General features: G+C 66.3%; 27 protein-coding genes and 1 tRNA gene. 14 read left to right on the top strand and 14 right to left on the bottom strand.

Annotated elements, in window-relative coordinates:
• Nucleotides 1-30 precede the first annotated feature (30 nt).
• Genes QRN53_RS16265 through QRN53_RS16250 form a run of 4 tightly spaced genes read left to right on the top strand, consistent with a single transcriptional unit; the run spans nt 31 to nt 4,515 of the window.
• On the top strand, nt 31-621 hold the full coding sequence (locus tag QRN53_RS16265) for a Tat pathway signal protein (protein ID WP_285244878.1): 591 nt from the start codon (nt 31-33) through the stop codon (nt 619-621).
• 3 nt (nt 622-624) lie between these two features.
• Complete coding sequence (locus QRN53_RS16260) at nt 625-1,836, top strand: glutathionylspermidine synthase family protein (protein WP_285244877.1); 1,212 nt, start codon at nt 625-627, stop codon at nt 1,834-1,836.
• Between the two features lie 13 nt (nt 1,837-1,849).
• Complete coding sequence (locus tag QRN53_RS16255; RefSeq protein WP_285244876.1) at nt 1,850-3,343, top strand: APC family permease; 1,494 nt, start codon at nt 1,850-1,852, stop codon at nt 3,341-3,343.
• On the top strand, nt 3,340-4,515 hold the full coding sequence (locus QRN53_RS16250) for an acyl-CoA dehydrogenase family protein (protein ID WP_285244875.1): 1,176 nt from the start codon (nt 3,340-3,342) through the stop codon (nt 4,513-4,515). The genes QRN53_RS16255 and QRN53_RS16250 overlap by 4 nt, the downstream gene beginning before the upstream one ends.
• A gap of 27 nt (nt 4,516-4,542) precedes the next feature.
• Here QRN53_RS16250 and QRN53_RS16245 read toward each other — a convergent pair whose 3' ends face one another.
• From QRN53_RS16245 to QRN53_RS16225, 5 genes are read right to left on the bottom strand one after another with little or no spacing between them, the layout of a single operon-like run.
• Complete coding sequence (locus QRN53_RS16245) at nt 4,543-5,313, bottom strand: SDR family oxidoreductase (RefSeq protein ID WP_285244874.1); 771 nt, start codon at nt 5,311-5,313, stop codon at nt 4,543-4,545.
• A gap of 35 nt (nt 5,314-5,348) precedes the next feature.
• The gene (locus QRN53_RS16240; protein WP_285244873.1) at nt 5,349-6,692 is read right to left on the bottom strand and encodes an MFS transporter; all 1,344 of its coding nucleotides are present in this window, start codon (nt 6,690-6,692) and stop codon (nt 5,349-5,351) included.
• The gene (locus tag QRN53_RS16235; protein ID WP_285244872.1) at nt 6,689-7,195 is read right to left on the bottom strand and encodes a winged helix-turn-helix transcriptional regulator; all 507 of its coding nucleotides are present in this window, start codon (nt 7,193-7,195) and stop codon (nt 6,689-6,691) included. Before QRN53_RS16235 ends, QRN53_RS16240 begins: the two co-directional genes overlap by 4 nt.
• Nucleotides 7,196-7,248: 53 nt before the next feature.
• Complete coding sequence (locus QRN53_RS16230) at nt 7,249-8,412, bottom strand: cystathionine gamma-synthase (protein WP_285244871.1); 1,164 nt, start codon at nt 8,410-8,412, stop codon at nt 7,249-7,251.
• Between the two features lie 27 nt (nt 8,413-8,439).
• Nucleotides 8,440-9,825 (bottom strand): cystathionine beta-synthase, encoded by a 1,386-nt coding sequence (locus tag QRN53_RS16225; RefSeq protein ID WP_285244870.1) that lies wholly within the window; start codon nt 9,823-9,825, stop codon nt 8,440-8,442.
• 62 nt (nt 9,826-9,887) lie between these two features.
• Between QRN53_RS16225 and QRN53_RS16220 the strand changes: the two genes are divergently transcribed.
• The 3 genes from QRN53_RS16220 (at nt 9,888) to QRN53_RS16210 (ending at nt 12,922) form a co-directional block, all read left to right on the top strand.
• Nucleotides 9,888-11,072 (top strand): ArsB/NhaD family transporter, encoded by a 1,185-nt coding sequence (locus tag QRN53_RS16220; RefSeq protein WP_285245001.1) that lies wholly within the window; start codon nt 9,888-9,890, stop codon nt 11,070-11,072.
• Between the two features lie 145 nt (nt 11,073-11,217).
• Nucleotides 11,218-12,201 carry a DNA-3-methyladenine glycosylase family protein gene (locus QRN53_RS16215; protein WP_285244869.1) on the top strand — a complete coding sequence of 328 codons (984 nt, stop codon included), beginning with the start codon at nt 11,218-11,220 and terminating at the stop codon, nt 12,199-12,201.
• A gap of 106 nt (nt 12,202-12,307) precedes the next feature.
• Nucleotides 12,308-12,922, top strand: coding sequence for a hypothetical protein (locus QRN53_RS16210; RefSeq protein ID WP_285244868.1), 615 nt, complete (start codon nt 12,308-12,310; stop codon nt 12,920-12,922).
• Between the two features lie 98 nt (nt 12,923-13,020).
• On the opposite strand, the gene QRN53_RS16205 is transcribed toward QRN53_RS16210, so the two are convergent.
• Nucleotides 13,021-14,697, bottom strand: a complete 1,677-nt coding sequence (locus QRN53_RS16205) for an AMP-binding protein (RefSeq protein ID WP_285244867.1) — start codon at nt 14,695-14,697, stop codon at nt 13,021-13,023.
• 102 nt (nt 14,698-14,799) lie between these two features.
• On the opposite strand from QRN53_RS16205, the gene QRN53_RS16200 reads away from it, so the two are divergent.
• A complete protein-coding gene (locus QRN53_RS16200; protein WP_285244866.1) occupies nt 14,800-15,078 on the top strand; it encodes a putative quinol monooxygenase in 279 nt (92 codons plus the stop codon).
• Nucleotides 15,079-15,145: 67 nt separating this feature from the next.
• Here the strand turns inward: QRN53_RS16200 and QRN53_RS16195 are convergent, their stop codons facing one another.
• Nucleotides 15,146-15,580, bottom strand: coding sequence for a thioredoxin family protein (locus tag QRN53_RS16195; protein WP_285244865.1), 435 nt, complete (start codon nt 15,578-15,580; stop codon nt 15,146-15,148).
• A gap of 92 nt (nt 15,581-15,672) precedes the next feature.
• Nucleotides 15,673-16,227, bottom strand: a complete 555-nt coding sequence (locus QRN53_RS16190) for an acyl-CoA thioesterase (RefSeq protein WP_285244864.1) — start codon at nt 16,225-16,227, stop codon at nt 15,673-15,675.
• Nucleotides 16,228-16,298: 71 nt separating this feature from the next.
• Here QRN53_RS16190 and QRN53_RS16185 point away from each other — a divergent pair, with 71 nt between their 5' ends.
• Both QRN53_RS16185 and QRN53_RS16180 read left to right on the top strand, forming a co-directional pair.
• Entirely contained in the window at nt 16,299-17,033 is a 735-nt protein-coding gene (locus tag QRN53_RS16185) for a potassium channel family protein (RefSeq protein WP_285244863.1), read from the top strand.
• Nucleotides 17,034-17,373: 340 nt separating this feature from the next.
• Nucleotides 17,374-18,372, top strand: coding sequence for a LysM peptidoglycan-binding domain-containing protein (locus QRN53_RS16180; protein WP_285244862.1), 999 nt, complete (start codon nt 17,374-17,376; stop codon nt 18,370-18,372).
• Between the two features lie 55 nt (nt 18,373-18,427).
• On the opposite strand, the gene QRN53_RS16175 is transcribed toward QRN53_RS16180, so the two are convergent.
• Nucleotides 18,428-18,509, bottom strand: a tRNA-Tyr gene (locus QRN53_RS16175).
• Nucleotides 18,510-18,676: 167 nt separating this feature from the next.
• Complete coding sequence (locus QRN53_RS16170) at nt 18,677-18,931, bottom strand: hypothetical protein (RefSeq protein ID WP_285244861.1); 255 nt, start codon at nt 18,929-18,931, stop codon at nt 18,677-18,679.
• 184 nt (nt 18,932-19,115) lie between these two features.
• Here QRN53_RS16170 and QRN53_RS16165 point away from each other — a divergent pair, with 184 nt between their 5' ends.
• Nucleotides 19,116-19,607: a YajQ family cyclic di-GMP-binding protein gene (locus tag QRN53_RS16165; RefSeq protein WP_285244860.1), complete on the top strand. Its 492-nt coding sequence runs from the start codon at nt 19,116-19,118 to the stop codon at nt 19,605-19,607.
• A 188-nt stretch (nt 19,608-19,795) separates the two neighbouring features.
• Nucleotides 19,796-20,287 carry a DUF3995 domain-containing protein gene (locus QRN53_RS16160; RefSeq protein ID WP_285244859.1) on the top strand — a complete coding sequence of 164 codons (492 nt, stop codon included), beginning with the start codon at nt 19,796-19,798 and terminating at the stop codon, nt 20,285-20,287.
• Here the strand turns inward: QRN53_RS16160 and QRN53_RS16155 are convergent.
• Complete coding sequence (locus tag QRN53_RS16155) at nt 20,231-20,812, bottom strand: DUF2306 domain-containing protein (RefSeq protein WP_285244858.1); 582 nt, start codon at nt 20,810-20,812, stop codon at nt 20,231-20,233. The genes QRN53_RS16160 and QRN53_RS16155 overlap by 57 nt on opposite strands.
• A 138-nt stretch (nt 20,813-20,950) precedes the next feature.
• On the opposite strand from QRN53_RS16155, the gene QRN53_RS16150 reads away from it, so the two are divergent.
• Entirely contained in the window at nt 20,951-21,691 is a 741-nt protein-coding gene (locus tag QRN53_RS16150; protein ID WP_285244857.1) for a helix-turn-helix transcriptional regulator, read from the top strand.
• A 42-nt stretch (nt 21,692-21,733) separates the two neighbouring features.
• Nucleotides 21,734-22,108, top strand: coding sequence for a VOC family protein (locus QRN53_RS16145; protein WP_285244856.1), 375 nt, complete (start codon nt 21,734-21,736; stop codon nt 22,106-22,108).
• 75 nt (nt 22,109-22,183) lie between these two features.
• On the opposite strand, the gene htpX is transcribed toward QRN53_RS16145, so the two are convergent.
• From htpX to QRN53_RS16130, 3 genes are all read right to left on the bottom strand, one after another.
• Nucleotides 22,184-23,050 carry a zinc metalloprotease HtpX gene (htpX, locus tag QRN53_RS16140; RefSeq protein WP_285244855.1) on the bottom strand — a complete coding sequence of 289 codons (867 nt, stop codon included), beginning with the start codon at nt 23,048-23,050 and terminating at the stop codon, nt 22,184-22,186.
• Between the two features lie 240 nt (nt 23,051-23,290).
• Nucleotides 23,291-24,604: a dicarboxylate/amino acid:cation symporter gene (locus tag QRN53_RS16135; protein ID WP_285244854.1), complete on the bottom strand. Its 1,314-nt coding sequence runs from the start codon at nt 24,602-24,604 to the stop codon at nt 23,291-23,293.
• A 200-nt stretch (nt 24,605-24,804) separates the two neighbouring features.
• Nucleotides 24,805-24,935 (bottom strand): hypothetical protein (locus tag QRN53_RS16130; protein WP_285245000.1); only part of this gene is annotated, 131 nt, incomplete at its 5' end.

Below are 24,935 nucleotides of genomic sequence, written 5' to 3'. Positions count from 1 at the left end.
AAATGGCGTGGACAACTGAGGGGGACGGCCGTGGACTCGAACGAGAAAGACCCGAAAGAGGACCCGGACAAGGCACCCCCGGAGGGAAGCGGAACCGCCAAGCCTCCGCCCTGGCAGGTCCCCAAGCCGGACCTCCGCCCCGAACTGCTCAATGAGCCCCTCAGCCCGGTGGACCCGTTCGCGCGGGAACGGGAAAAGCAGCTCAACGACGCCGCAGCCCGGAAGAAACGCTCCCAGCGCCGCACGGTGGTGGTGGGCCTGGGCGTCACTGCCCTCCTGGCGGGGACCATCACGGCGGTGGTGGCCAGCAACGAGGACGACCCCGAGTACGCCCAGGTCTGCTTCAACGACGACACCGGCGAGCGCGTCGAGGACACCAACTGCGACAGCTCTGCCGGCCGCAGCGGCGGGGTTTACGCCTGGTATTTCTACTCCCGCGGGGCCAGCGTCCCACCGGTGGGCCAGAACAGGTCCACGGCGCCCGGCTACACGCGGACCATCCCCAGCGGGGCGAAGGCCTCCACCGGGTACAGCAGCAAGGGCGGCACTGTCAGCCGCGGCGGGTTTGGTTCCAGCGCCAAGAGCGGCTCCAGCGGCGGCGGCAAGGTCTCGGGGGGCTGAGCGATGAAGAGACTGTTGTCTGAGCCCCGGCCGGGCTGGAAGCAAAAGATCGAAGAGCAGGGCCTGGTGTTCTCCACCACCACCATGGATGACGGCCGACGGATCGAGTACTGGAACGAATCAGCGTACTACGAGTTCACCATGGACGAGGTGGAGGCCCTTGAGGTCGCCGCGGAGGACATGCACCGGATGTGCCTGGAGGCAGCAAAGTTCCTTGCCACCGGGGCCATGGGCAGCATCGGCATCGGACCGCAGGCACTGGAGCTGGCGGCGGAATCCCTGCAGGCCGGCGACGCGGACGTCTATGGCCGGTTCGACTTCATTTACGACGGCCAGGGCGGCCCGGCCAAGATGCTCGAATACAACGCCGACACCCCCACCGGGCTGATCGAGGCCGCCGTGGCCCAGTGGTTCTGGCTGCAGGACGTGTTCCCGGAGAAGGACCAGTGGAACGGCATCCACGAGGCATTGATCCGGCAGTGGAAGAAGTTCCAGTACCGCACGGGTATGAGCACCCTCCACGTGGCCCACTCCGAGGTGGAAGAGTCCGGCGAAGATTGGATGACGGCCGCGTACATGCGCGACGTGGCGAGCCAGGCGGGCTGGACCACCATCGGCATCAACATGTCCGATATCGGCTGGGACCCCAACCTGAACCGGTTCGTGGACCTGGACAATTTCATGATCAGCACCATCTTCAAGCTGTACCCCTGGGAGCTGATGATGAAGGAGGAGTTCGGGCCCCGCCTGCTGGAACGGGCGCACAACCCGCGCTGGGTTGAGCCGGCCTGGAAGATGCTGCTCTCCAACAAGGCCCTGCTGGCCGCATTGTGGCACCTCTACCCGGACCACCCCAACCTGCTGCCCGCCTACCTCTCGGACCCGGGGCCGCTGAAGGAATGGGTGGCCAAGCCCCTGCATGGGCGCGAAGGCGACAACATCCGGATCCACGCGGACGGCATCACGCTGGAGCAACCCGGCGGGTACGGCCGCGAGGGCTGGTGCTACCAGCAGTACCACGCGCTTCCCGACTTCGACGGCAACAGACCCGTGCTGGGACTCTGGGTGGTGGACGGCGAATCCGTGGGCTGCGGCATCCGGGAATCGGACGGCCCGGTCACTGACTACTTCTGCCGCTTCGTGCCCAACACCATCGACGCACCGGCGCCGCTCTCGGCGGTGGCCAACTCCAGCAAGGCAGGTATCGTCCTATGAACCCGGAGACAGCATGAGCACGGACATGACGACGACGGGAGGCCCCGGCGGCGCCCCCGGCACCCCGGTGCCGGGCAAGGGATTGCGGGCAGGGATCCTGGACCTGGGCGACTCGGTGATGCTGGGGCTGGCCTCCACCGCCCCGGTGTACTCGCTGGCCGCCACCTTGGGCCTGATTGTTGCCGTCAACGGCAACTACACTCCCCTGATCCTGCTGCTGGGATTCGTCCCGGTCCTGTTCATCGCCTACGCCTTCCGGGAGCTCAACAGTGCCATCCCGGACTGCGGCACCACCTTCACCTGGTCGCGCCAGGCCTTCGGCCCGTGGGCGGGCTGGTTGGGAGGCTGGGGCGTGGCACTGGCAGGGATCGTGGTCCTGGCCAACCTCGCCCAGGTGGCGGGCCAGTATCTGTGGCTGCTGGTGGGTGACGGTTCGCTGGCGCAAAACAAGGTGGTGGTCACGGCCACGGGCCTGCTGTTCATCGTGTTGATGACCCTGGTGAACTACCGCGGGATCCGGTTGGGCGAGCACGTCCAGCGGGTGCTGACCTATGTGCAGTACATTGCCCTGGGCGTTTTCGCGCTGGCCCTGGTGGCGCGGATCGTGGGTGGCGCCCCGGAGGGCCAGGCCTTCGATTTCGAGTGGTTCAACCCGGTGGGTGCCCTTACCGATCCCGGTGCCGTGGTGCATGGAACACTCCTTGCCCTATTCATCTACTGGGGGTGGGACACGTGCCTTGCCGTCAACGAGGAAACCGAGAATCCCGCCAGTACGCCCGGCCGCGGGGCCGTCATCTCAGCTTTCGTCCTGATGGCGATCTATGTTTCGGTGGCGCTGCTGGTGATGATGTATGCCACTGTGGGCTCGGAGGGTATCGGCCTGGGCAATGAGGCCAACAAGGATGATGTCTTCCTCGCCATGAAGGACGTCGTCCTGGGGCCCTGGGGCTGGCTGATCGTCGTCGCGGTCCTGGCTTCCGTCCTGTCCTCCACCCAGACCACCATCCTGCCCACAGCCCGCGGCACCCTGTCCATGGGGGTTCACGGGGCACTGCCGGCGAAGTTCGCCGAGGTCCATGAGCGGAACCAGACGCCCGGTTTTTCCACCCAGGTGATGGGCGGTGCGGCCGCTGCCTACTACGTGGCCATGAGCTTCCTGAGCGAGAACCTGCTGGCGGACTCAATCAGCGCCATCAGCCTGTTCATCGCTTTCTACTACGCCCTCACCGGGTACGCCTGCTTCTGGTACTTCCGGACCACCTTGCGGGACTCCGCCCGGAACCTCTGGTTCCGCGGCATCCTGCCCCTGCTCGGGGCGCTGCTGCTGACGGCTGCGTTCTTCGTCTCCGCCGTGCAGATGTGGGACCCGGCGTACGGCGATACCCGGATCTTCGGCGTCGGCGGTGCGTTTGTCAGCGGCGTGGTGCTGCTGGCGCTGGGCGTGGTCCTGGCAGCTGTGTGCCGGTTCCTTCCGGCTACCCGCGGCTACTTCGAGGTGAAGCGGTGAGCGCCGGGCCGTCCGACGTCCTGGACCTCGACTCCCTGCTGTCCGCGGACGAACTGGCGCTCCGCGAGCACATCCGCGACTTCACCCGCCAGCGGATCAAACCGGATATTGCCCGCTGGTACGAGGACGCGGTGTTCCCGCTGGAGCTGGCCACCGAACTCGGCGAGCTGGGCGTCCTGGGGATGCACCTGGAAGGCTATGGCTGCCCGGGCCGGACCGCCGTCGAATATGGACTCGCGGCCATGGAGCTGGAAGCCGGGGACTCCGGAATCCGCACGTTCGTTTCGGTCCAGGGCTCGCTGGCCATGACAGCTATCCATACTTGGGGCTCGGAGGAGCAGAAGCAGGAGTGGCTGCCGCGGATGGCCGCCGGCGAGGTGATCGGCTGCTTTGCCCTGACCGAGCCCACGGCCGGATCCGACCCCGCCGCCATGGCCACCGTTGCCCAGCGCGACGGCACCGGCGAGGACGCCGGCTGGGTACTGAACGGTGCCAAGCGCTGGATCGGCCTGGCTTCCGTGGCGGGCGTCATGGTGGTTTGGGCCATGACGGACGACGGCGTGCACGGCTTCCTGGTACCGGCCGGAACCCCAGGCGTCACCGCGACGCCCATCGCGCAGAAGCTCTCCATGCGGGCGTCCATCCAATGCGACGTGGTGTTCGACGACGTCCGCCTGGGTCCGGAGGCGCTGTTGCCGGCGGCCCGCGGGCTGCGCGGCCCGTTCACCTGCCTGAACGAGGCAAGGTACGGCATCGCCTGGGGCGCCATGGGCGCGGCCCGGGACTCGTACGAGGCCGCGCTGGCCTATTCGCTGGACCGGCTGCAGTTCGGCAAACCGCTGGCCGGGTACCAGCTGACGCAGGAGAAGCTGGTGAACATGCTGCTGGAGATCCAGAAGGGCACCCTGCTGGCGCTGCACCTGGGGCGGCTGAAGGACGCCGGGGCCCTCCGGCCCGAGCAGATCTCGCTGGCCAAGCTGAACAACGTCCGCGAGGCCATCGCCGTGGCGCGCGAAGCCCGGACCATCCTGGGCGGCAACGGCATCACCGGCGACTACTCGCCGCTCCGGCACGCCGCGAACCTGGAATCGGTCCGGACCTACGAGGGGACCGACGAAGTGCACACCCTGATCCTGGGCCGGCACATCACCGGGTTAGGCGCCTTCCACTGACGCTGTCCCCTGGCGGCAACAGGGACCTCAGGCCGAGAAGCCGCCGTCGGCCTTGATCAGCTGCCCGGACACCCAGCGGCCGGCCGGCGAGAGCAGGAAGGCCACGGTTCCGGCGACGTCGGCAGGGGTGCCGAGGCGGCCGGTGGGCTGCTGTGCCGTGAGCTCTTCACGGATCTCCGGGGTCATCCAGCCGGTATCGATGGGGCCGGGGTTCAGGACGTTCGCCGAGATACCCTGTGGACCGAGTTCGCGCGCGGCGGCAATGACAATCCGGTCCAACGCGCCTTTCGAGGCCCCGTACGGGAGGTTGAAGGCCGTGTGGTCGCTGGTCAACGCGACGATCGCGCCGCCGCCGTCCGCGGCCTGGCGGGCGAAGGCGGCGATCAGCTGCCAGCTGGCCCGCGTGTTCACGGCGAAGTGCCGGTCGAACGATTCAACGGTGGTGTCCAGCACCCCGGAATCCACCGATTCGGCGTGGCTGAGCACCAGGCCCCGCAGCGGGCCGGCCAGCTGCACGGCCTCTGCCACCAGTTGATCCGGCACACCGGGGTCCTGCAGGTCTGCGGGAAGGGCGCGGACGGTGGCGCCGATCGCTTCGAGCTCGGCGGTGAGGCGCAGGACATCTTCCGGCTCGCTCCCCCACGGCATTCGGGCGTCATACCCGCCCCAATAGGAGAGGACGAGGTCCCACCCATCGGCAGCCAACTGCCGGACAATGCCGGCGCCGATGTTCCCCGTGCGTCCGGCGCCGGTGACCAGGGCAACGGGGCGGGCGGCTGCGGGTGCGTCAGGTTCCATCCGACCAGCCTAGCGGCGACCCGGAATGCGTTGCCTCAGGCCGCGGCCGGCTCCGCGTCCCGCGAACTGCGGTTCCGGCGGATTGTGGCGCTGATGACCGCAGCGATGGTGCACATGGCCGCCGCACCGAACCAGGCGTACGTGTAGTGCCCGGTGGCATCGCGCAGGGCCCCCGCGGCGATGGCGGCTGCAGCGGCTCCGAGCTGGTGGGCCGCGAAGACCCAGCCGAAGACCACGCTGCCGTCCGCGCCGAACGTCTCGCGGCAGATGGCGGCCGTGGGGGGAACGGTGGCCACCCAGTCCAGGCCGTAGATCACCACGAACACGATCATGCTGGGCTGCACCTCGGCGTTCAGCAGCAGCGGCAGCACCAGCAGGCCGATGCCGCGGAACTGGTAATAGACGGCCAGCAGGACGCGCGGATTAAAGCGGTCGGTCAGCCAGCCGGAGGCGATGGTACCGATGATGTCGAAGATCCCGACGACGGCGAGCAGCCCGGCAGCTGTGGTTTCGGGCATGCCGTGGTCATGTGCCGAGGGGATGAAGTGGGTGCCGATCAGGCCGTTGGTGGTGGCGCCGCAGATGGCGAAACCGGCTGCGAGCGCCCAGAAGGTCCGGACCTTGCTGGCGCGGCGGAGAACTTGGAGGGCACGGACGGCGGCGTTGGTGCGCGGCCCGGATTCCGGTGCGGCTGCCGGGGCTGCCTCAGGCTCCGCACCGTATGGCAGCACCCCGACGTCGGCGGGCGAGTTCTTGAGGAACTTCAGCACCAGCGGGACGACGGCCAGGGCGCCGGCGGCGATCAGCAGGGACGCCTGCCGCCAGCCGGGGTCCTGGGCCAGCAGGGCGATGAGCGGGAGGAAGACGAGCTGCCCGGCGGCGCTGCCGGCGGTAAGGATGCCAATGACCAGCCCGCGGCTTTTGGTGAACCAGGTATTGGCGATCGTGGCGGCGAAGACCAGCGCCATGGAACCGGTACCGAGTCCGATCAGCAGGCCCCAGGTGAGCAGGATCTGCCAGGACTGGTTCACCATGACCGTCAGGGCACTTCCCATACCGATCAGGACCAAGGCTGTTGCCGTAACGGCCCTGACGCCGAAGCGTTCCATCAGGGCGGCTGCGAACGGGGCGGTCAGTCCGAAGAGAACCAGGTTGATGCTCACTGCCGCCGAGAGCACCGTAGTGGACCAGCCAAACTCCTGCTGCAACGGGACCATGAGGACGCCGGGGGCGGCCCGGAACCCTGCTGCCCCGACCAGTGCCAGGAACGCCACGGCAGCCACGATCCAGGCCGGATGCAGCCTGCGCCGGGAAGTACGGGCGCCGCCTGTTTCGGCCTGGCGGGCGGGGACGGCTGCTTCATCGGGCAACGTGCTCATGCGGCGGGCTCCTTGCCGGATGCGGTGGACAACGGGATGGGCTGTTCTGACCTGGAGCGGCTGTGCCAGCTGGTGTTCGCGGCGGTAAGCCGTTCCCCGCACCAGGTGCAGGTGTCGGCCGAGGTGGTGGGCTTCCCGCAGCCCGTATGGATGACGTACAGGTGGGCCTGGGCCGAGGGCGCGGGCAGGTGCTTTTCCGCCCAGATGGTGACCGCATTCAGGACCGGGAGCGCGTCTTCGCCCATGGGAGTGAGGACGTATTCCTGTCGGGTGCGGCCGCCGTCGTCGTATGCCTTCTTCTCCAGGAGCCCGGACTCCACCAGGCCCGCAAGGCGTTTGGTGAGGACCGAGTCGGCCACCTCGAGGCGCGCCTTCATGGCGTCGAAGCGGCCGTTGCCGAAGAAGACCTCGCGCAGGACCAGGACGGACCAGGGGTCACCCAGAATGTCCAGGCCCCGGGCCATGCTGCAGGTGCGTTGGGACCAGTCGGAGCGAAGGGGCATACAGGAACCCTAGCTGACTCTCTTCAAGAAAGCTAGAGTTCCCGGAGGGTCTGCTATGGAATGGCGGAGAAAGCCTGGTCCAGGTCCGCGATCAGGTCCTCGACGTCCTCAATGCCGCAGGACAGGCGCAGCAGGTTCACCGGAACTGCGAGCTCGGTGCCCTTGACCGAAGCATGGGTCATCTCGGACGGGTAGTTCATCAGCGATTCGATCCCGCCCAGGGACTCGGCCAGGGTGAACACGGATGTGGATTCGGCCACCTTGCGGGCGGCAGCCTCGCCGCCCTTGAACTGGACGGAGACCATGCCGCCGAACTTGCGCATCTGCCGCTTGGCCAGCTCGTGGCCGGGGTGCGACGGCAGGCCCGGGTACAGGACGGCCTCCACCTCGGGACGTTCCAGCAGCCACTCGGCCACGGCCTGGCCGTTCTCGCTGTGCCGGTCCATGCGCACCCCGAGGGTCTTCAGGCCGCGGGTGGTGAGGAAGGCGTCCATCGGACCGGACACCGCCCCCACCGCGAACTGGACGAAGCCGATCTTCTCGGCCAGCTCCGCGTCCTTGACCACGACGGCGCCGCCCACCACGTCCGAGTGGCCGCCGATGTATTTGGTGGTGGAGTGCACCACGACGTCGGCACCGAGGGCGAGCGGGTTCTGCAGGTAGGGGGAGGCAAAGGTGTTGTCCACCACCAGGAGGGCACCGGCGTCGTGCGCTATGTCGGCGAGCGCCACGATGTCAGTGATCTTCATCAGCGGGTTGGACGGCGTCTCCACCCAGACGAACCGGGTCTTGTGGGCGGCGACGGCGTGGCGGACCCTGTCCAAGTTGGCCATGTCCACCGGGGTGTTGCCGATTCCCCAATCGCCCAGCACGCGGCTGATCAGCCGGTAGGTGCCGCCGTAGGCGTCATTGCCGAGCACGATGTGGTCGCCCGGCCGGGTGAGGGCGCGGATGAGGGCGTCCTCCGCGGCGAGGCCTGAGCTGAAGCTGTAGGCGTGCGTCCCCAGTTCCAGGGCGGCGAGCTGTTCCTGCAGCGCGTCCCGGGTGGGGTTGCCGCCGCGGCCGTACTCGTAACCGCTGCGCAGGCCGCCGATGCCGTCCTGCGCGTAGGTGGAGCTAAAGTGCAGCGGCGGGACAACGGCTCCGGTACGGGGCTCGAACGCCTGGCCGGCGTGCACGGCTCGGGTGTTGAAACCTTGGTTTTCAGAGGCAGTCATGGATGCTCCTTTACGGGGTAACGCAAATTAGTTGCTGAGGTAGGCCAGCAGGTCGTGCCGGGTCAGGATGCCCACGGGCGCGCCCACGAACGTGACCATGAGGGTGTCCGAGTCCGAGAGCAGCTCCCTGGCGGCGGAGATGGTTTCCAGCGATCCGATCACCGGCAGCTTGGGTCCCATGTGTTCGGAGATCTTGTCCGTCAGCTTCGCTTCGCCGCGGAACAGCTTGGCGGTCAGCGTGCGCTCGTCCACGGCGCCCAGGACCTCTCCCATGACGACGGGCGGTTCCTGCGAGAGGACCGGGATGTGGCTGACGCCGTACTCGGTCATGATGTTGATGACATCACGCACCGATTCGTTGGGGTGGATGTGCACCAGGTCCGGGAGTTCGCCGTTCTTGGACTTGATGACCTCACCCACCGACGTTTCCTCGCCGCCGGAGAGGAAACCGTAGGAGCGCATCCACTGGTCGTTGAAGATCTTGGCCAGGTAGCCGCGCCCGGAGTCAGGCAGGATGACCACGACGACGGCACTTTCCGGCAGGTCCCGGGCGGCCTGCAGGGCGGCCACTACCGCCATTCCGGAGGAACCTCCCACCAGCAGGCCTTCCTCCCGAGCGAGCCGGCGGGTCATGCTGAAGGAGTCGGCGTCGCTGACGGCGATCACGTCGTCGGGGATGGATTTGTCGTAGTTCCCGGGCCACATGTCCTCACCCACGCCCTCGACAAAGTAGGGACGCCCGGTTCCGCCTGAGTAGACCGAGCCCTCTGGGTCGGCGCCGATGATCCGGACCACGCCGCCGTCGGACTCCGGCCTGTCAGCCGAAACCTCCTTGAGGTACCGCCCGGTGCCGGTGATGGTGCCGCCCGTGCCCGCGCCGATGACGCAGTGCGTGACCCTGCCGTCGGTGTCGCGCCAAATCTCCGGGCCGGTGGTCTTGTAGTGGCTGCCCGGTGCCGCCGGGTTGGAGAACTGGTCAGGCTTGTAGGCGCCGGGTGTTTCGCGGGTGATCCGGTCCGAGACGCCGTAGTAGCTTTGCGGGCTGTCCGGCGGCACCGACGTGGGGGTTACCACTACTTCAGCGCCGTACGCCTGCAGCACGGCACGCTTGTCCTCGCCCACCTTGTCCGGAACCACGAAGATGCATTTGTAGCCCTTTTGCTGCGCTACCAGGGCCAGGCCCACCCCGGTGTTGCCGGACGTCGGCTCAACAATGGTGCCGCCGGGCTTCAGTTTGCCTTCGCGTTCGGCGTCCTCGATCATCTGCGCCGCAATACGGTCCTTGATGGAGCCGCCGGGGTTCAGGTACTCCAGTTTGACCAGGACGGTGGCTTTGATGCCGTCAGTCACGTGGTTGAGTTTGATGAGCGGCGTATTGCCAATGAGGTCCAGGATGGACTGGGCGTACTTCATAGATACAAAGCTACCGCTTCCTGCAGGCCGTTCCCCGCCCGGGATGGGAGGATAGCCCGGTGATGCAGTTCGCATGGCTGAAAGCAGCCCGCAGCTACCTGCTGTCCGGCGCAACCCTGGCGGCAGGCTTGGCCACCCTCGCCGTTGGTGCCCTCCCCGTTCCGGCCTTCGGCGAACTGGCCGGACGCACCATTCCCATCCTGGCCTTCGTGCTGGCAATGTCACTGGTCACTGAACTGGTGGATGAGGCCGGGCTGTTCAGGGTGGTGACCGACCGTTTGGCGGCGATGGGCCGGGGCCGCGTGTTCACCCTGTGGCTGCTGGTAGTCGCCGTGGCCACTGTAGCCACGGTGTTCCTGTCCTTGGACACGACGGCGGTGCTGGTGACACCCGTGGTGGTCCTCCTCGCCGTCCACGCGCGGATCCCCCCGCTGCCGTTCGCGCTGACCAGCATCTGGCTGGCAAATACCGCCTCGCTGCTGCTGCCGGTGTCCAACCTGACCAACCTCCTGGCCCAGGACCGGCTGGGCCTGAGCCCGTGGCGCTTCGCGGGACTGGTCTGGGCGCCCGCCGTCGTGGGACTGCTGGTCCCCCTCATCCTGCTGTGGCTGGCGTTCCGCCGGGACCTGCGCGGAACCTACGGGCCGCAGCCGTCCCACCCCGTCCGTGACCGCACCCTGTTGAAGGCCGCCGCGGTGACCCTCCTGGTCCTGCTCCCGGCCCTGGTGTCAGGAGTCCCGGTCCAGTACCCCGCCCTTGCCGCGGCGGCGGTCCTGCTGGCGGTTTTCCTGCGCCGCAGGCCCTCGGCGTTGCGGTGGTCCATGATCCCCTGGCGGCCGCTGATGCTGACAGTGGGCCTGTTCATGCTCATGGAAACGCTGCACGCGCACGGGCTGACCACCCTGCTGGCCGGCATTGCCGGATCGGGCGACAGCCTGCCGGCGCTCCTGCAGCTGGCCGGTCTGGGTGCGGGGGCGGCCAATGCCGCGAACAATCTTCCCGCCTACCTGGCACTGGAGCCGGTGGCCGGATCCCCGGCCAGGCTGGCCGCCCTGCTCATCGGCGTGAACCTGGGTCCGCTGGTAACCCCGTGGGCTTCGCTGGCCACGCTGCTGTGGCACGAGCGGCTGCGGGTGCTTAACGTCCCCATCAGGTGGGGCGGGTTTGCTTTAGCAGGGCTGGTGGCCGTCGTGCTGACTGTGCCGCTGGCCGTGCTGGCACTGTGGCTGGTTTCCGGCATGCACTGAGGGCCGGCCGGGTCCGAAGCAGCCGGCGTCGGCAGGATCCCGGCGCTCAAACCGGGTCCGGGTTCCCGCCCTCCGGTTAGTTGGCCGGTGGGGAGAAGGGTCGTTGGTCCCGCCAGTGTCGGTGGTCCGTGGGACCATGGAAGACATGACGATCGCAGACGCACCTCCCCGGCTGGCGGCCGCGGCGGACGTGTCCCTGCGCTGGTACCCGGAGGCGCCCTACAGCCTGTCCAGGACCCTTGCTCCACTGCTGCGAGGCGCCAGTGATCCTTCCTTCTGCGTCCAGGGTGATGTCATCTGGAACGCCTTCACCGCTCCCGCCGGGCCGGCCACCCTGCGGCTGGCACCCGCAGGCGGCGAAGCGGGCGGGCCGTGGGTGGACGTCCAGGCGTGGGGTCCGGGAGCCGCAGCCGCGATCCACGCAGCACCCCGGCTGTTGGGGGCCGACGACGACTGGCGGGGTTTCGACGAACCCTCCTTCCATGCAACGCTGCCCCGCATGGTCCGGGAGGCACGCAGACGGAGCCAGTCCCTGCGCCTGCCGGCGAGCGGCCGCATGGTGGACCAGTTGGTGCCCATCATCCTGGAGCAAAAGGTGACGGTCATAGAGGCCCGGCGCGCCTACCGGTACCTGGTGCACCGCTACGGAACGCCGGCCCCGACGGCGGGGCCGGCCACTCCGGCGGGCCTCATCGTGGCGCCGACGGCGGCGCAGTGGCTGCAGATTCCCAGCTGGGAGTGGCACAAGGCCGGTGTGGGCCCCCAGCGTTCGGCGACCGTCATGCGGGCCCTCCGCTCCGCCGCCGCCCTGGAAAGGCTGGCAGCGCTGCCTGCCGCGGAAGCCGCCGAAAAGATGCAGGTGATTCCCGGAATCGGTGTCTGGACGGCAGCCGAGGTGGTGCAGCGCACGCACGGCTGCCCAGACTCCATCGCCGTGGGCGACTACCACCTGGCAGCCTACGTAGGGGCCGCCCTCACCGGGCGAAGGACCGACGACGCCGGCATGATCCGGCTGCTGGAACCCTGGCGCGGCCACCGGCAACGGGTGGTGCGGATGATCCAGAGCACCGGCTACCGCAAACCCACCTTCGGCCCGCGGATGACCATCCAGGACCACCGCCGGCACTGACGCCGCAACGGCCGGCCGGCAGGTGCTTGATCCGCACTGCAATGGGTACGGCTATGGTGTGGCGTCCAGCCAGGCCGACGGCTGGACCACGACTGAAAGGATCACGATGAGCTCCGAAACAGGCAGCAACGTTCCTGCTCGCCCGAAGGTCGACAACCCGCCCCAGGACCCTGCGGTGCTTGACCCGGAAGCGCAGGATCCTGACGAGGATGCCAAGCTCAAGCTGCAACTGGCCATTTTCGACGTGACGCGCCGCGGGGCCACGGGCAAGAGCCTTGAGGAAATCCGGGAGATGCTGATGGCAGCCTTCGCCGCGCGGAACGTAGCCCCGCCGCCGTTCACGTGGGTGGAGTCGGCGGCGTCCTCGGCGTTCTACGGTGAGCCGTACATCATCGACTACCCAACAGCCATCGCCGCAGACGATCTGGAAGCCGCACCCGATGAAGCAGTGCGCGAGCGGCTGGCCGACCGCCGGAAGCTGCGCGAGGTACAACTGCCGGAGGGAATCCTCCCCAAACCATCTGAGTGGAACATTCCGGCCAACGAGGTCACCAGCGCGGACCCCGGACGCGGCGGGCGGGGTGCCCTCCGAAACCTGATGACACCTGAAGGCCCCTCCCGGCAGATCCTGGCGGCGACAGCGCTGGCAGGAGTCGTCCTGGCTGCCCTTGCGGTTATCCAGTTATCACGCCGCACCTCCAGGGCCTCCCTGGAGGGCTAGGCGCACTTGTCCCCATCCCGCCTCCGCCTGCTGCCGCACAGGCTGTTGGAGGTTGGGACTAAAGTGTCCGCTTCGACCTGGTGCAGCAGCCCGGATAGTCACAGGCCCAGCCGGGCCACCGCTTCCTCGCGCATCTGGACTTTGCGGATCTTCCCCGAAACCGTCATGGGGAAGCTCTCGCGGACCTCCACGTAGCGCGGGATCTTGTAGTGCGCCAGCTTTCCGCGGCAGAACTCCGCGAGCGCCCCGGCCTCGAGGGGCTCGGCTCCCGGTTTGAGGATGATGCAGGCCATCAGTTCCTCACCGTATTTGGGATCCGGGACACCGATGACCTGGACGTCCTGGATGGCGGGATGGGTATACAGGAACTCCTCAATCTCCCGCGGGTAGACGTTCTCGCCGCCTCGGATCACCATGTCCTTGATCCGGCCTTCCACCACCACATATCCGTCCTGGTCCATCCGGGCCAAGTCGCCGGTGTGCATCCACCCGTCGGCATCGATCGCCTCGGCTGTCTTGTCCGGCTGGTTCCAATACCCGGACATCACGGCGTAGCCCCGGGTGCAGAGTTCACCGATCTGCCCGCGCTCCAGGTCTTCCCCGGTGGCCGGGTCAACGATCCTGCTTTCCAGCTGCGGCATGGTCCGGCCCACGGTTTCGGTGCGCTGCTGCAGGGTGTCCCCTATGCGGGTCATGGTGGACACCGGAGACGTCTCGGTCATGCCGTAGCAGATGGCCACATCCACCATGTGCATCTCGGAGATCACCCGGTTCATCACCTCGATGGGGCACAGCGAACCGGCCATCACGCCGGTCCGAAGCGTGGACAGGTCATAGGAGCCGAAATCCGGGAGCGCCAGCTCGGCGATGAACATGGTGGGCACGCCGTACAGGGAAGTACCGGCAAAGTCCTGCACGGCCTCGAGTGCGGCGGCCGGCGAAAAACCGCGCCCCGGGATGATGGTGGCAGCGCCGTGGCTGAGCGCGTTCAGGTTGCCGATCACCATGCCGAAGCAGTGGTAGAACGGCACAGGGATGACCACCCGGTCGTGTTCGGTATAGCCCAGCAGCTCGCCGATCGCGTAGCCGTTGTTGAGGATGTTGTGGTGGGTCAGCGTGGCGCCTTTGGGGAATCCTGTGGTGCCCGAGGTGTACTGAAGGTTGATGGGATCGTGCGGGCTGACCTCGGCCATCCGGGCTTTCAGGAGGGAGTGTCCGACGGCGTCCGCGCGCTTGAGCAGTTCGGCGTAGGTCAGCTCCGCGTCGCTTTCGGGGCTGCCGGCCGCCAGCCCGTCCAGTCCGTGGTCCGGCAGGAAGATGAGTTCCTTCAGGTCCGGGCAGGCGGCGAGCGCCTGGCGGGCCATGCCCACATAGTCGCTGTTGGTGTCCGACGGCGCCGTGACCAGCATCCGCATGCCGTTCTGTTTGACCACGAATTCGAGTTCGTGGCTGCGGTAGGCGGGGTTGACGTTCACCAGGATCGCGCCGGCCTTGGCGGTGGCGTATTGCAGGAGCGTCCACTCGGCGCAGTTGGGACTCCAGATGCCCACCCGCTCCCCCTTGGCGACACCCAGGGCGAGGAGCGCCCTCGCCAGCCGGTCGACGTCGTCGTTCATCTTGGTGTAGCTCCAGCGCCGCGCATCCGCGCCGGGCACGGGGGCGGCCTCGATCAGGGCGTCATGGAGCGGAAACTGCGCGGCGACGCGCTCGAAGTTCGCGCCGATGGTTTCTTCCAGGAGCGGGACGTCAGTGTCCCCGGCTGTATAAGCACGCATGCTGGAACGCTACCAACAGGATCCCGGCAGGAGAAGGAAGGCAGGGCCGGAAACGGGCGCAACACAAGGGACTGGCCGGGGGCGCCCGGTATTGTGAAATCCATGAGTGCACCCATTGACCTGAAAGCAACGTTCATCCCTAATGACGGCGAGTTCCACCGCGTCAAGCTGGCCCTGGAAATCGCCATCGACGAGGTGGTGAAGGAGCCAGGCTGCATCCAGTACGAGCTCACCGAAGCCACCGAGCAGAAGCTGGTCCTGACGGAGCAGTGGGCCTCCCAGGAAGACCTGGACAGGCACTCCAAGGGCATCGCCGTCCAGGACCTGAATGAATCGCTGAGCGCGCTGCTGGCCGAACCGGTCAAGGTGGAACGCGTCTAGCGCAGCCGTTAAACGCAGAATGCGGGACCTCCGGTGGGAGGTCCCGCATTCTGCGTTTAACCGGGTCTTAGAAGTCAGGAATCTGCGAGCCGTCCTGCGGGCCGTTCTGGGTGGAAGGATTGCCGGCCGCTGCGGATGCTTCTTCCCGCTGCTTGGCCACGTGGGCGTGGACCTCGTCCATGTCCAGCGCCTTCACGGCGTCCACCACCTGTTCCAGCTGCTGGGCGTTCAGCGCGCCGGGCTGGGAGAACACCAGCACCTTTTCGCGGAAGGCCATCAGCGTGGGGATGGAGGTGATGCCTGCCTCCGCCGCGAGCTGTTGTTCTGCCTCGGTGTCCACCTTGGTGAAGAGGACGTCCGGGTGCTTCTCGGAGACGTTGGCGTACGTGGGGCCGAACTGCTTGCAGGGGCCGCACCATTCTGCCCAGAAATCGACCAGGACAATATCGTTGCCTTCGATCGTGGATGCGAACTGTTCACCTGTGATGTCAAGGGTAGCCATGTGTCCACGCTACGCGCCCTGGGCTGCCCGTGTCGCGGATGTTCGCTCCCCGCGTCATCGGGAATACTGGCGTACGACGACGGAACGCCGGTTCAGCGGTTGGCGTCCCACAGGTGCGGGGCGGGGGTGCGGCTGCCGGGCAGGGCGCTGGTGGCGCGCCATTCGTGGATCCATTCGGGCAGCACAAGGTCCGCCGGTGGGGCACCAAAATCCGCGATGATGTCCTCCTGGCTGACCGGCCCTCCTTTGGTGACCAGCCGGGTGGCGATGTAGGCACGTGCGTAAATCTCGCCGTCGGCCACCATGCGCTGTTCAAAGAAGATCGCTTTGGTGTCCAGCCCGATGATGCGGGTCTCGATGGTGTACTCCTGCCACAGCTGCAGCGATTTACGGAAGGAGATGGTCTCGGCAGACACGACAGGGCTCCAGCCGCGGCGCCGCATCCGCTGCCAGATGCCGCTGCGGACCATCAGGTCGAACCGGCCCAGGTCCATGAGGGACAGGTACATGCCGTTGTTGACGTGCATGGCGATGTCGATGTCCGTGGGCAGGACGCGCAACGGCAGCGACGACGGCTCCCACACTGTGAGGGACGGCCGCCGTTTGGACCGGAAGAGCAGGAGCAGGGTTCTCAGAAGCAGGTGCATGGACCAATGCTACCCGCGGGTAACATCCTGGGCCCTGCTGTTGGGGATGCCATCGCCGTAGGATTTCCTGCATGACGCAGCAACGCTACCGTGACCTGGCGGAGTGGCCCCTGATGGCAACGGCACTGATATTCCTGGCGGCGTACGCGTGGCAGGTCATCGGCAGGTTTGAGGGCAGCGGAGCGGACTGGCTGGAAATGGTCATGTGGGGGACGTGGTGCGTGTTCGTGCTGGACTATGCAGCGAACCTGTGGCTGGCGGAGAACCGCCGGCGGTGGTTCATCCGCAACCTCCACGAACTGGTCATCGTCGCGCTGCCCTTCTTCCGGCCCCTGCGGCTGCTGCGGCTGGTGACCCTGTTGTCCGTACTGCACCGGACCGTGGGCGAAACACTGCGGGGCCGGGTGGTCACCTATGTGGCGGGTTCTGCCGCGCTGCTGGTGTTCGTGGGCGCGCTGGCAGTCCTGGACGTGGAGCAGTGGGCGCCGGGCGCCAAGATCCTCACGTTCGGTGACGCCCTGTGGTGGGCCACGTCCACCATCACCACGGTGGGCTACGGGGACATGTATCCCGTGACTCCGATTGGTCGGCTGGTGGCTACGGCGCTGATGATGAGCGGGATCGCGGTATTGGGCGTGGTCACCGCGTCCATCGCATCCTGGCTGGTCCAGCGGGTGGAGGACACGGCGGAATCGGTGGCCGAAGCGGTTGAAGAGCCCATGCGGGTTGAAGTCTCGGAACTGGTGGCTGAGATCGCCCTGCTGCGCCGGGAAATCGCGGCACTCCGGGACCGCCGGCCGCTGTAGCGGCAAGTACCGGACGCTCCGGGCCTGAGTAGGGGCGCTGCCGGGGACGAGTACCGGGGCCGAAAACTCGGGTAATTCCTACTGGTGCCCGCGCCGTGGCGTGATTCCTAGACTCGGGATTCCTAGGACTACCACGCACCGGCAGGTGCACCGGGTTGCTTCCGGATGTTCCTGCCGACACGCGGAGCTTCGCATTTTCTGGGTATGCGGATGCCTCCATCTTGCGCCGCAGCGGCTCCGGCACTTGCCGGGGCCGGCGGTGCAACAGCATTGCGATCCGTCCCCCGCCTTAGGCATGCATCGTATGTCCTGGCTGGACCGAACCCAGATGGGCCCTCCCATGAACCAGCCTCTCCCCCCTTCCGACGGCACCAGCAGAAGCTTTGTCACCGACGAACCCCGGACGGACCTCACCACCGGACGCCCGGCCATCAGCAACAAGTTATGGGCCGGCATGGCCACGGCGGCCGTTGTGGCCGCGATGGGAATCGGCGCGATGGCCGCGCCGCCCGCCTCCCTCAGCGGAGGTACGCCTGCGGCGGCGGTCCAGGTGGCGGAGGCCGCCGTGCCATCGCCGGCTCCCGCCGCTGAATCCGGCGCCGCAGCAGACTCGTCCGCGCCAAGCGCACCCGATGCGGCTGCCGCCGCTGCACCGGCACCTGCGGCCGCTCCCCCGGTGGAGGCCGCCCCGGCAGCGGCCCCGGCACCCGCTCCCGATCCTGCGCCAGCGCCAGCGCCGGCTCCCGAACCGGCCGGGGACCCCAACGTGTACACAGTGGTTTCCGGCGACACGGTGGGCGCGATTGCTGCCAGCCACGGGGTGGATATGAATTCCATGCTCGCGGCCAATGGACTGGGCGCGTACAGCATCATCTACCCGGGCCAGACGCTGCTGCTGACCGGTCCCGCCCTGGCGGTGGCCGCCCCGGCTCCCGCTCCTGCCGCGGCCCCGGCACCCGCGCCGGCGGCAGCCCCGGCCCCGGCACCCGCTCCTGCACCGGCGGCACCCGCCGTCCGTACCATCTACGTGGCGGGGTCCGGCGGCCAGTCAATGGTGGACGCGTGCATCGGCCCCATCCATTTCACTCCGAACGACGGGTATTCGCTGTTCATCACCGAGCACGATTTCTGCGGCGGCTGGGCACGATTCTCCGGAATCGGGGTAGGTGAGACGGTCAGCATCCCCGGCTACGGCACCTACACCGTCACGGGCCGCGGCACCGTCCCCAACCCCGGAACCACCAACGACGTGATTGCAGTCTTCGGCGGGTTCCCGCGGGCCATCCTGCAAACCTGCATCCCGGGCACCAGCACGATGCTCCTGATCGCATTGAACTGACCCAGGACACAGAAAAGCCTCCGGAACCTGACGGTTCCGGAGGCTTTTCCAAGGGTGGCAGATGAGGGATTCGAACCCCCGTAGGCGTTGCCAGCTGATTTACAGTCAGCCCCCTTTGGCCGCTCGGGTAATCTGCCGAACTTCAAAAGAAGTACCCGCCGATGCAGTGTTCGGAGCGTCCGTTTCCGGTCCGTTCCGCTTCCAGTAACCGCGGGCAAGACAACTTTACAGAACTTCCGGCGAAGAATCGAATCGGGCCCTGCATCACTCCAAAACCCTTGAGATGACGGGAAATAAGGCCGGATCAGACCTCACCCAGGATGCGGTCCGCGAGCTTGGCTTCGAAGCTGAGCGCCTGCTCCGCGGTGATCTGGTTCAGCTGCACCGCCCGCTGGAGGTCTGCCCGCACCCCCTCCATCCGGGCCGAAGCATCGGGTAGCGGGCTGAAGACGATCGAGGCCGCCACTGCCGCCGCCGCCACGGAGGTTGCCGCTGTTGCCACCGCCCCGGCTGCTGCTGAGGTGGTCCGCGTGACGTAACGGGCGGCTTTGCGGTGCATGGTGTTCCCTTCGAGCTTTGTACAACTGCTCCAACTCTCGCCGGGGCGCCTTCGTTCCCGCGGTGCGTCCGCTGAGAGGGAACTGTGAATCCAGCACCACCCCTGCCGGGGCATCCGTATTAGGCTTGATGCCAGTGATCCCGGCCCTGTTATGCGCAGGGCTCCCATCAGCAAAAGGAGAGTCATGGCAGGCGAGTCAACGTTCGACGTCGTAAGCAAAGTGGACAAGCAGGAAGTGGCCAACGCCCTTAACCAGGCCCAGAAGGAACTCACCCAGCGCTACGACTTCAAAGGCGTCGGCGCCGAGGTGGATTTCAGCGGCGAGAAGATCCTCATGAAGGCCAACTCCGAGGAGCGCGTGCTGGCCGTCCTGGACGTGCTGCAGTCCAAGCTCATCCGCCGGGGCATCTCGCTGAAGTCGCTTGACACCGGCGAGCCCTACGCCTCCGGCAAGGAGTTCCGTCTGGAAGCCTCCATTAAGGAGGGCATCGCCCAGGACCTGGCCAAGAAAATCAACAAGCTGATCCGGGACGAAGCCCCCAAGTCGGTCAAGTCGCAGATCCAGGGCGATGAACTGCGCGTGACGTCCAAGTCCCGTGACGACCTCCAGGCCACCATGGCGCTCCTGAAGGACTTTGAGGAAGCCGACCTGCAGTTTGTGAACTTCCGCAGCTAGCACTGCCCCGGCGTCGTTCCCGGCGCGCAATGCTGTTCCGCTGCGTAAAAGAGCCGGCGCACCCGATCTACGGGCGCGCCGGCTTTTGACGTTGTGGGCTTGGTGTCTTTTGGAGAGTGTGGGCTGTGCCCCTGGCAAACGGCACTTTCGACTCAGCCGATCTTCGGCGGTTGGCTACAGTGAGCCACGTGACGTCCGCGAGAAAGTTGACCTTCAGTCGATTCTTGGTGTGGCTGGCCTGCCTGGCCGGTACTGTGCATGCCGGATTCAGCTTGTACTGGGCGCTGGGTGGGCAAGGGCTCCTGGCCACGGTCGGCCAATGGGCAGTCCAGCTGTCAGCCGATGCTCCCCTCGAGGCTGGACTCGTCCTTGGAGTTGTCGCGGCGGGAAAGTTGCTGGCAGCGGCGATTCCCGTCGTCGTCGCCTATGAAAGAACGCCCCGGCAGAGGTTCTGGCGTGCGGTGAGCTGGGCCGGCGGCTTACTCCTTGTCACTTATGGGGGTGTGAACACCATCGTCAGCGGTGCCGTTCTTGGAGGAGTAATCCGCCCTGAAGGTGGGTACGACCTCAATGCGATGATTGGCCACGCCTGGCTGTGGGATCCGCTGTTCTTCCTTTGGGGTTCAGCCCTTGTGCTGTCGCTCTGGTACTCGCGCAAGAGCTCCACGGCGGTTACGTAAATCCGGTCCTTTACCGGACGCCGCATAATGGCACCTCAGCTGTCGTAGGGGCCGGCTTCGAGAACGTCCAAGCCCGGTAGAGTGCGACTCATGACATTGGGGGATGCCACACCGAAAGTAGGCCGCCGGCCATGGGCGTTCGGTGCGGTCTGCGTGATGCTGGGGGATGCGGCGCGTGGGCACGGCCAGCACACCAACGAAGGCGCCGAGCAGACCGAAGTAGCTACCTGTCATGAAGCTGCGGTGGGCACGGATATTTCCTTTCCGGACAGCCCACAGCCCTGCCGTGAGTGTGCAGAACGTAAGAGCTGAGAGCGCATGGAGCCAGTTGAACCCGCCGTCAATGGTCCGGATTCCGAAGAAGGTCAGCACCACGATGTACATGGCGGCAACCCAGATCCGGCCTACTGCCCTATGAAGGTCGCCGCCTTTGGTCCGACGCAACAGGTTTACGGCTCCAAAGATGAGTGCATAGCTGGCAGCCACTGCGTGCACAGCGATCAAGACGGTCCAAGAGGAAGGCATACACCGGAGCGTAGCGGACCTGAATTTCCCGGCCTTCTTCGTTACGGCCTGCCGGTGCTCGCCGGAGCGACCGTTGAACCACCGGCGCAGGGCCGCTGCAAGGAGGATTCGGCCTAGTAGGGATTATAGGATCGGGACGTGACTCGCACGGACCGGCTCTATGCACTCGTTGAGGAGCTGCGTGCTGTGGCACCCCGCCCGAGGAGTGCCCGTTGGCTTGCCGAGAAATTTGGTGTCAGTGCGCGCACCATTGAACGGGACTTGTCGGCACTGCAACAGGGTGGCGTCCCTATTTGGTCAGAACCGGGGCGTTCGGGTGGCTACTGTCTTGATAGGGCGCACACCCTGGCGCCGCTCGGGTTCTCCGTTGACGAAGCTCTCGCGGTTACGATCGCGCTCGGGATGCTGTCGACGTCTCCGTTCGGAGACGCGGCGAGGTCTGCGCAGCGGAAAGTCGCTGCCGTCATGGAAGATCGAAATCTTACAGAGACCGCCGGACTTGCAATGCGCATCCATCTCCTGGACGAGGGTCCCACGGCAGTGGTGCCTGACGAATTCGCAACGGCGCTCCGATCCGGGCAGGTGCTTCGCATCGCCTACGCCGACCGCAACACCATCACAACTTCACGCGAAGTCGAACCTATGGGCTACATCGGGAAGGGGCGCGACTGGTATCTGGTTGCCTGGTGCCGCCTCCGAGACGGCGTTCGTGCGTTCCGTGGCGATCGCATCAGCATGGCTGAACCGACCGGCGAAAAGCCGCCGCAACGCCCACTGCATCCAGAGGACCTCGGCATTGTCCATGGGGTTCTCCGCGAGGTCAGCCCCATCGGAGAAATCGCTAAACACCGACACTACGGTGTCGGGACACCAATTTAGGTTGGACGGGTTGAGGCAAAACCCCTACAGCCTGGAGGACCCATGGAATTCGCATCAATCCGCATCATCACCCACGACGTAGAGCGGCTCACCCGTTTCTATGAGACAGTCACGGGCACCACCGCGCTAAGGCCGGCTCCCGTGTTCTCAGAGATCCGCACCGGGACGTGTGTTATCGCGATCGGGAGCCCAGCGACCGTGGCTATGCTTGGTGACCAGGCTCCGAGGCCCGGTAGCAATGACGGCCTCATTATCGAGTTCCTCGTCCCGGACGTTGACGCTGATTTTGCTCGACTCCGCGCTGCACTGGAGAATATCGTGCTCGAACCGACCACCATGCCGTGGGGAAACCGGTCGACGCTGTTCCGCGATCCTGATGGAAACCTTGTCAACCTGTTCTCGCGCCCGGCCAACTGAGCTCGATCACCTCGGGGTGCGGGAAAGTTTTCCAGCTCTCGAACGTCGGTATGGGGCTCGACGGCGGGGTCCCGGCTACAGTTGCCGGCCCGCCATCCGCTCCAGCCGTGCGATCCGGTCCCTCATGGGCGGGTGGGTGGCGAACAATTTGTTCATGGCGCCGCCCCGGAACGGATTGGCGATCATGAGGTGCGATGCGTTGACCAACCGCTGGTCCTGCGGCAGGGGCGCGATGCTGACGCCGCGCTCAATCTTGGCCAGGGCTGAGGCGAGTGCCAGCGGATCGCCGGTGAGCTGCGAACCGTCCTCGTCGGCGTCGTACTCCCTGGTGCGGGAGATGGCCATCTGGATCAGCGACGCGGCGAAGGGCGCGAGCAGTGCCATGGCGATCATGGCCAACGGGTTGGCGTTCCGCCGGTCCCCGCCGCCGAAGAACAGCAGCATCTGGCCCACCGAGGTGATCACGCCGGCGACGGCGGCCGCGACAGATGAGGTGAGGATGTCGCGGTTGTAAACGTGCATCAGTTCGTGGCCCAGGACCCCGCGGAGTTCGCGGGCGTCCAGCAACTGCAGGATGCCTTCAGTGCAGCAGACGGCAGCGTTTTTCGGGTTGCGGCCAGTGGCGAATGCGTTGGGGTTCATAGTGGGCGACACGTAAATCCGCGGCATGGGCTGGTTGGCGCGCATGGAGAGCTCGCGGACAATCTGGTACAGCTGGGGCGCCTGGGCTTCGGTCACCGGGAAGGCCTGCATGGAGCGGATGGCGATCTTGTCGCTGTTCCAGTAGCCGTAGAACGTGGTGCCGACGCCGATCAGCGCCATGATCACGATGGGTGCGGAGCTGCGGGTACCGACGCCGATGAGGCCGCCGAGGCCAAGCAGTACGGCCCAGAGCACCCCAAACAGCGCGGCGGTCTTCAGTCCATTGTGATGGTTGTGCACGTTTCCTCCTTACCTAAGGAACGGCCTGCTACGGCACCTGGTTCCGCGCAGTGCAAAGCCGAGCCACAGGACCCGGACCTCATCCAGAATCTTAGCCGCGCCGCCGGCCGGCAGGTCGCCAAGCGGGGGCCGCCACCATCACGAGGAGCCCGCCCATTGCAGATCAGCCGTGCCCGGTTTCGGTGCCGGGCCGGAGCCAGGCCAAACCGGACACGGCATGATCTGCCAACGGGAAGTACCTCAGTGCATCGAGACAGTCTCGCGCTGCCTGCCCTCAGCGTCCAGTTCTTCCACTGGTTCCGCTGCGGCCTGCGTGGTGCCGGCGACAGACGGCGACACGCTGGACTCTTTGTCGTGGTTCCGTCCGATGACAGCCGTGGCAATGGCATTTCCCAGGATGTTGGTGGCGGTTCGGCCCATATCCAGGATTTGGTCGATCACCAGAAGGACGCCGATACCGGCCGCCGGGATGCCGAAGGCGGGAACGACGGCGGCCACGACCACGAGCGAACCGCGCGGGACGCCGGCCATGCCCTTGCTGCTGAGCAACAGCATTCCGGTCATCGCGATCTGCTGGCCGAGGTCCATGTCGATGCCGTAGGCGTTGATGAGGAAGACGGACGCGAAGGTCATGTACATCATGGAGCCGTCGACATTGAAGGAGTAGCCCAGGGGAAGGACGAACCCGGTGGTTCGTTTCTCGATGCCGAACTTGGTCAAGCCCTCGATGAGCTTGGGCAGAGCCGCTTCGCTGCTGGAGGTGGCGAAGGCTATGAGCATGGGTTCACGCACGATCCGGACCAGGCGGAACGCTGCCTTCCCGAGGCAGGCAACGGCGACGGCGATCATGAGGACCCACAGAGCCGAAAGGGAAACATAGAATCCGCCGATGAACGAGGCATAGGTGGCAAACGCATCGAGGCCCTGGGCCGTGAAGGCGGACGCGATGCCGGCAAAGACACCCACCGGAGCCGCAAGCATCACGTATCCGGTGACCTTGAGCATCACACCCATGAGTTCATCGACAGCGTCTGCGATGGAGGAACGGCCCCGCTTGCGAAGGTTCAACAGCGCTATACCGAAGAGCGCCCCGAAGACGAGGATCTGAAGCGGGTTATTGGCGGCCAGGGCGGCGAAAACGCTGGTGGGGATGATGTGGGTGATGAAGTCCGCGTAATCAAGCGGCTTCGACTCAATCCCCGCGTCTCCACCCGGCAGCAGATGCAGTCCCGCGCCCACATTGAGCAGATGCGCGCTGATGAAGCCGAAGACACCCACCAGGGCGGAGGCGGACAGGAACCAGATCATGGAACGGCCGAAGAGCTTCCCCACCCCAGCTGACTTGGCAGCACCTGCGATGCCCGAGACAAGGGTGGCGAAGATCAGCGGAGCGATGATCATCTTGATCAGGTTCAGGAACATGTGCGTAACGGTGTCCAGCACCGTAACGACTGATCCGCCGGCGTCCGTGGGAAGCAGCCAGTGGAACAGCAGGCCGCCCAGTATTCCGAAAACCAGTGCGGCGAGAATCCACATGGTTGACTTGTTTTTCATATCCATCCTTCGGTAAATGCCGGGAAGTCGGTCCCGTGGCCGGGACGGTCCTCGTCGCTGAGGTCCGCTTCTGTGTCGTCGGCTGAGGAAATTCGGGCACGTTCATATACCCCTGGTACAAAGCCCAGGGGACGATTTAGGTGGGCCCAGGCCTGCCGGGTTCCCTGGCCGGGTTTGCGGGGCCAGGGGGCGGGTGGGGACTACTTGCTGAGGTTTGCCAGGCGTTCGGGGCTGAGGAGGTCCTGGAGTTGGGCGTCGGTGAGGAGGCGGTGTTCCAGGACGAGTTCGGCGACGCCCTTGCCGGTGGCGAGGGCTTCTTGCGCGATGGCGG

The organism is Pseudarthrobacter sp. fls2-241-R2A-127, assembly GCF_030209355.1.
Taxonomy (GTDB): Bacteria; Actinomycetota; Actinomycetes; order Actinomycetales; family Micrococcaceae; genus Arthrobacter.
This window is presented reverse-complemented; position numbering and strand designations above follow the sequence as displayed.

Coding starts and splice junctions, on each gene's coding strand:
- QRN53_RS16145 (WP_285244856.1), top strand. CDS start 21,734: ATGGAATTCGCATCAATCCGCATCATCACCCACGACGTAGAGCGGCTC.
- QRN53_RS16230 (WP_285244871.1), bottom strand. CDS start 8,412: ATGACTGCCTCTGAAAACCAAGGTTTCAACACCCGAGCCGTGCACGCC.
- QRN53_RS16185 (WP_285244863.1), top strand. CDS start 16,299: ATGACGCAGCAACGCTACCGTGACCTGGCGGAGTGGCCCCTGATGGCA.
- QRN53_RS16225 (WP_285244870.1), bottom strand. CDS start 9,825: ATGAAGTACGCCCAGTCCATCCTGGACCTCATTGGCAATACGCCGCTC.
- QRN53_RS16210 (WP_285244868.1), top strand. CDS start 12,308: ATGAGCTCCGAAACAGGCAGCAACGTTCCTGCTCGCCCGAAGGTCGAC.
- QRN53_RS16165 (WP_285244860.1), top strand. CDS start 19,116: ATGGCAGGCGAGTCAACGTTCGACGTCGTAAGCAAAGTGGACAAGCAG.
- QRN53_RS16215 (WP_285244869.1), top strand. CDS start 11,218: ATGACGATCGCAGACGCACCTCCCCGGCTGGCGGCCGCGGCGGACGTG.
- QRN53_RS16245 (WP_285244874.1), bottom strand. CDS start 5,313: ATGGAACCTGACGCACCCGCAGCCGCCCGCCCCGTTGCCCTGGTCACC.
- QRN53_RS16220 (WP_285245001.1), top strand. CDS start 9,888: ATGCAGTTCGCATGGCTGAAAGCAGCCCGCAGCTACCTGCTGTCCGGC.
- QRN53_RS16255 (WP_285244876.1), top strand. CDS start 1,850: ATGAGCACGGACATGACGACGACGGGAGGCCCCGGCGGCGCCCCCGGC.
- QRN53_RS16135 (WP_285244854.1), bottom strand. CDS start 24,604: ATGAAAAACAAGTCAACCATGTGGATTCTCGCCGCACTGGTTTTCGGA.
- QRN53_RS16170 (WP_285244861.1), bottom strand. CDS start 18,931: ATGCACCGCAAAGCCGCCCGTTACGTCACGCGGACCACCTCAGCAGCA.
- QRN53_RS16200 (WP_285244866.1), top strand. CDS start 14,800: ATGAGTGCACCCATTGACCTGAAAGCAACGTTCATCCCTAATGACGGC.
- QRN53_RS16205 (WP_285244867.1), bottom strand. CDS start 14,697: ATGCGTGCTTATACAGCCGGGGACACTGACGTCCCGCTCCTGGAAGAA.
- QRN53_RS16235 (WP_285244872.1), bottom strand. CDS start 7,195: ATGCCCCTTCGCTCCGACTGGTCCCAACGCACCTGCAGCATGGCCCGG.
- QRN53_RS16195 (WP_285244865.1), bottom strand. CDS start 15,580: ATGGCTACCCTTGACATCACAGGTGAACAGTTCGCATCCACGATCGAA.
- QRN53_RS16260 (WP_285244877.1), top strand. CDS start 625: ATGAAGAGACTGTTGTCTGAGCCCCGGCCGGGCTGGAAGCAAAAGATC.
- QRN53_RS16240 (WP_285244873.1), bottom strand. CDS start 6,692: ATGAGCACGTTGCCCGATGAAGCAGCCGTCCCCGCCCGCCAGGCCGAA.
- QRN53_RS16180 (WP_285244862.1), top strand. CDS start 17,374: ATGAACCAGCCTCTCCCCCCTTCCGACGGCACCAGCAGAAGCTTTGTC.
- QRN53_RS16155 (WP_285244858.1), bottom strand. CDS start 20,812: ATGCCTTCCTCTTGGACCGTCTTGATCGCTGTGCACGCAGTGGCTGCC.
- QRN53_RS16190 (WP_285244864.1), bottom strand. CDS start 16,227: ATGCACCTGCTTCTGAGAACCCTGCTCCTGCTCTTCCGGTCCAAACGG.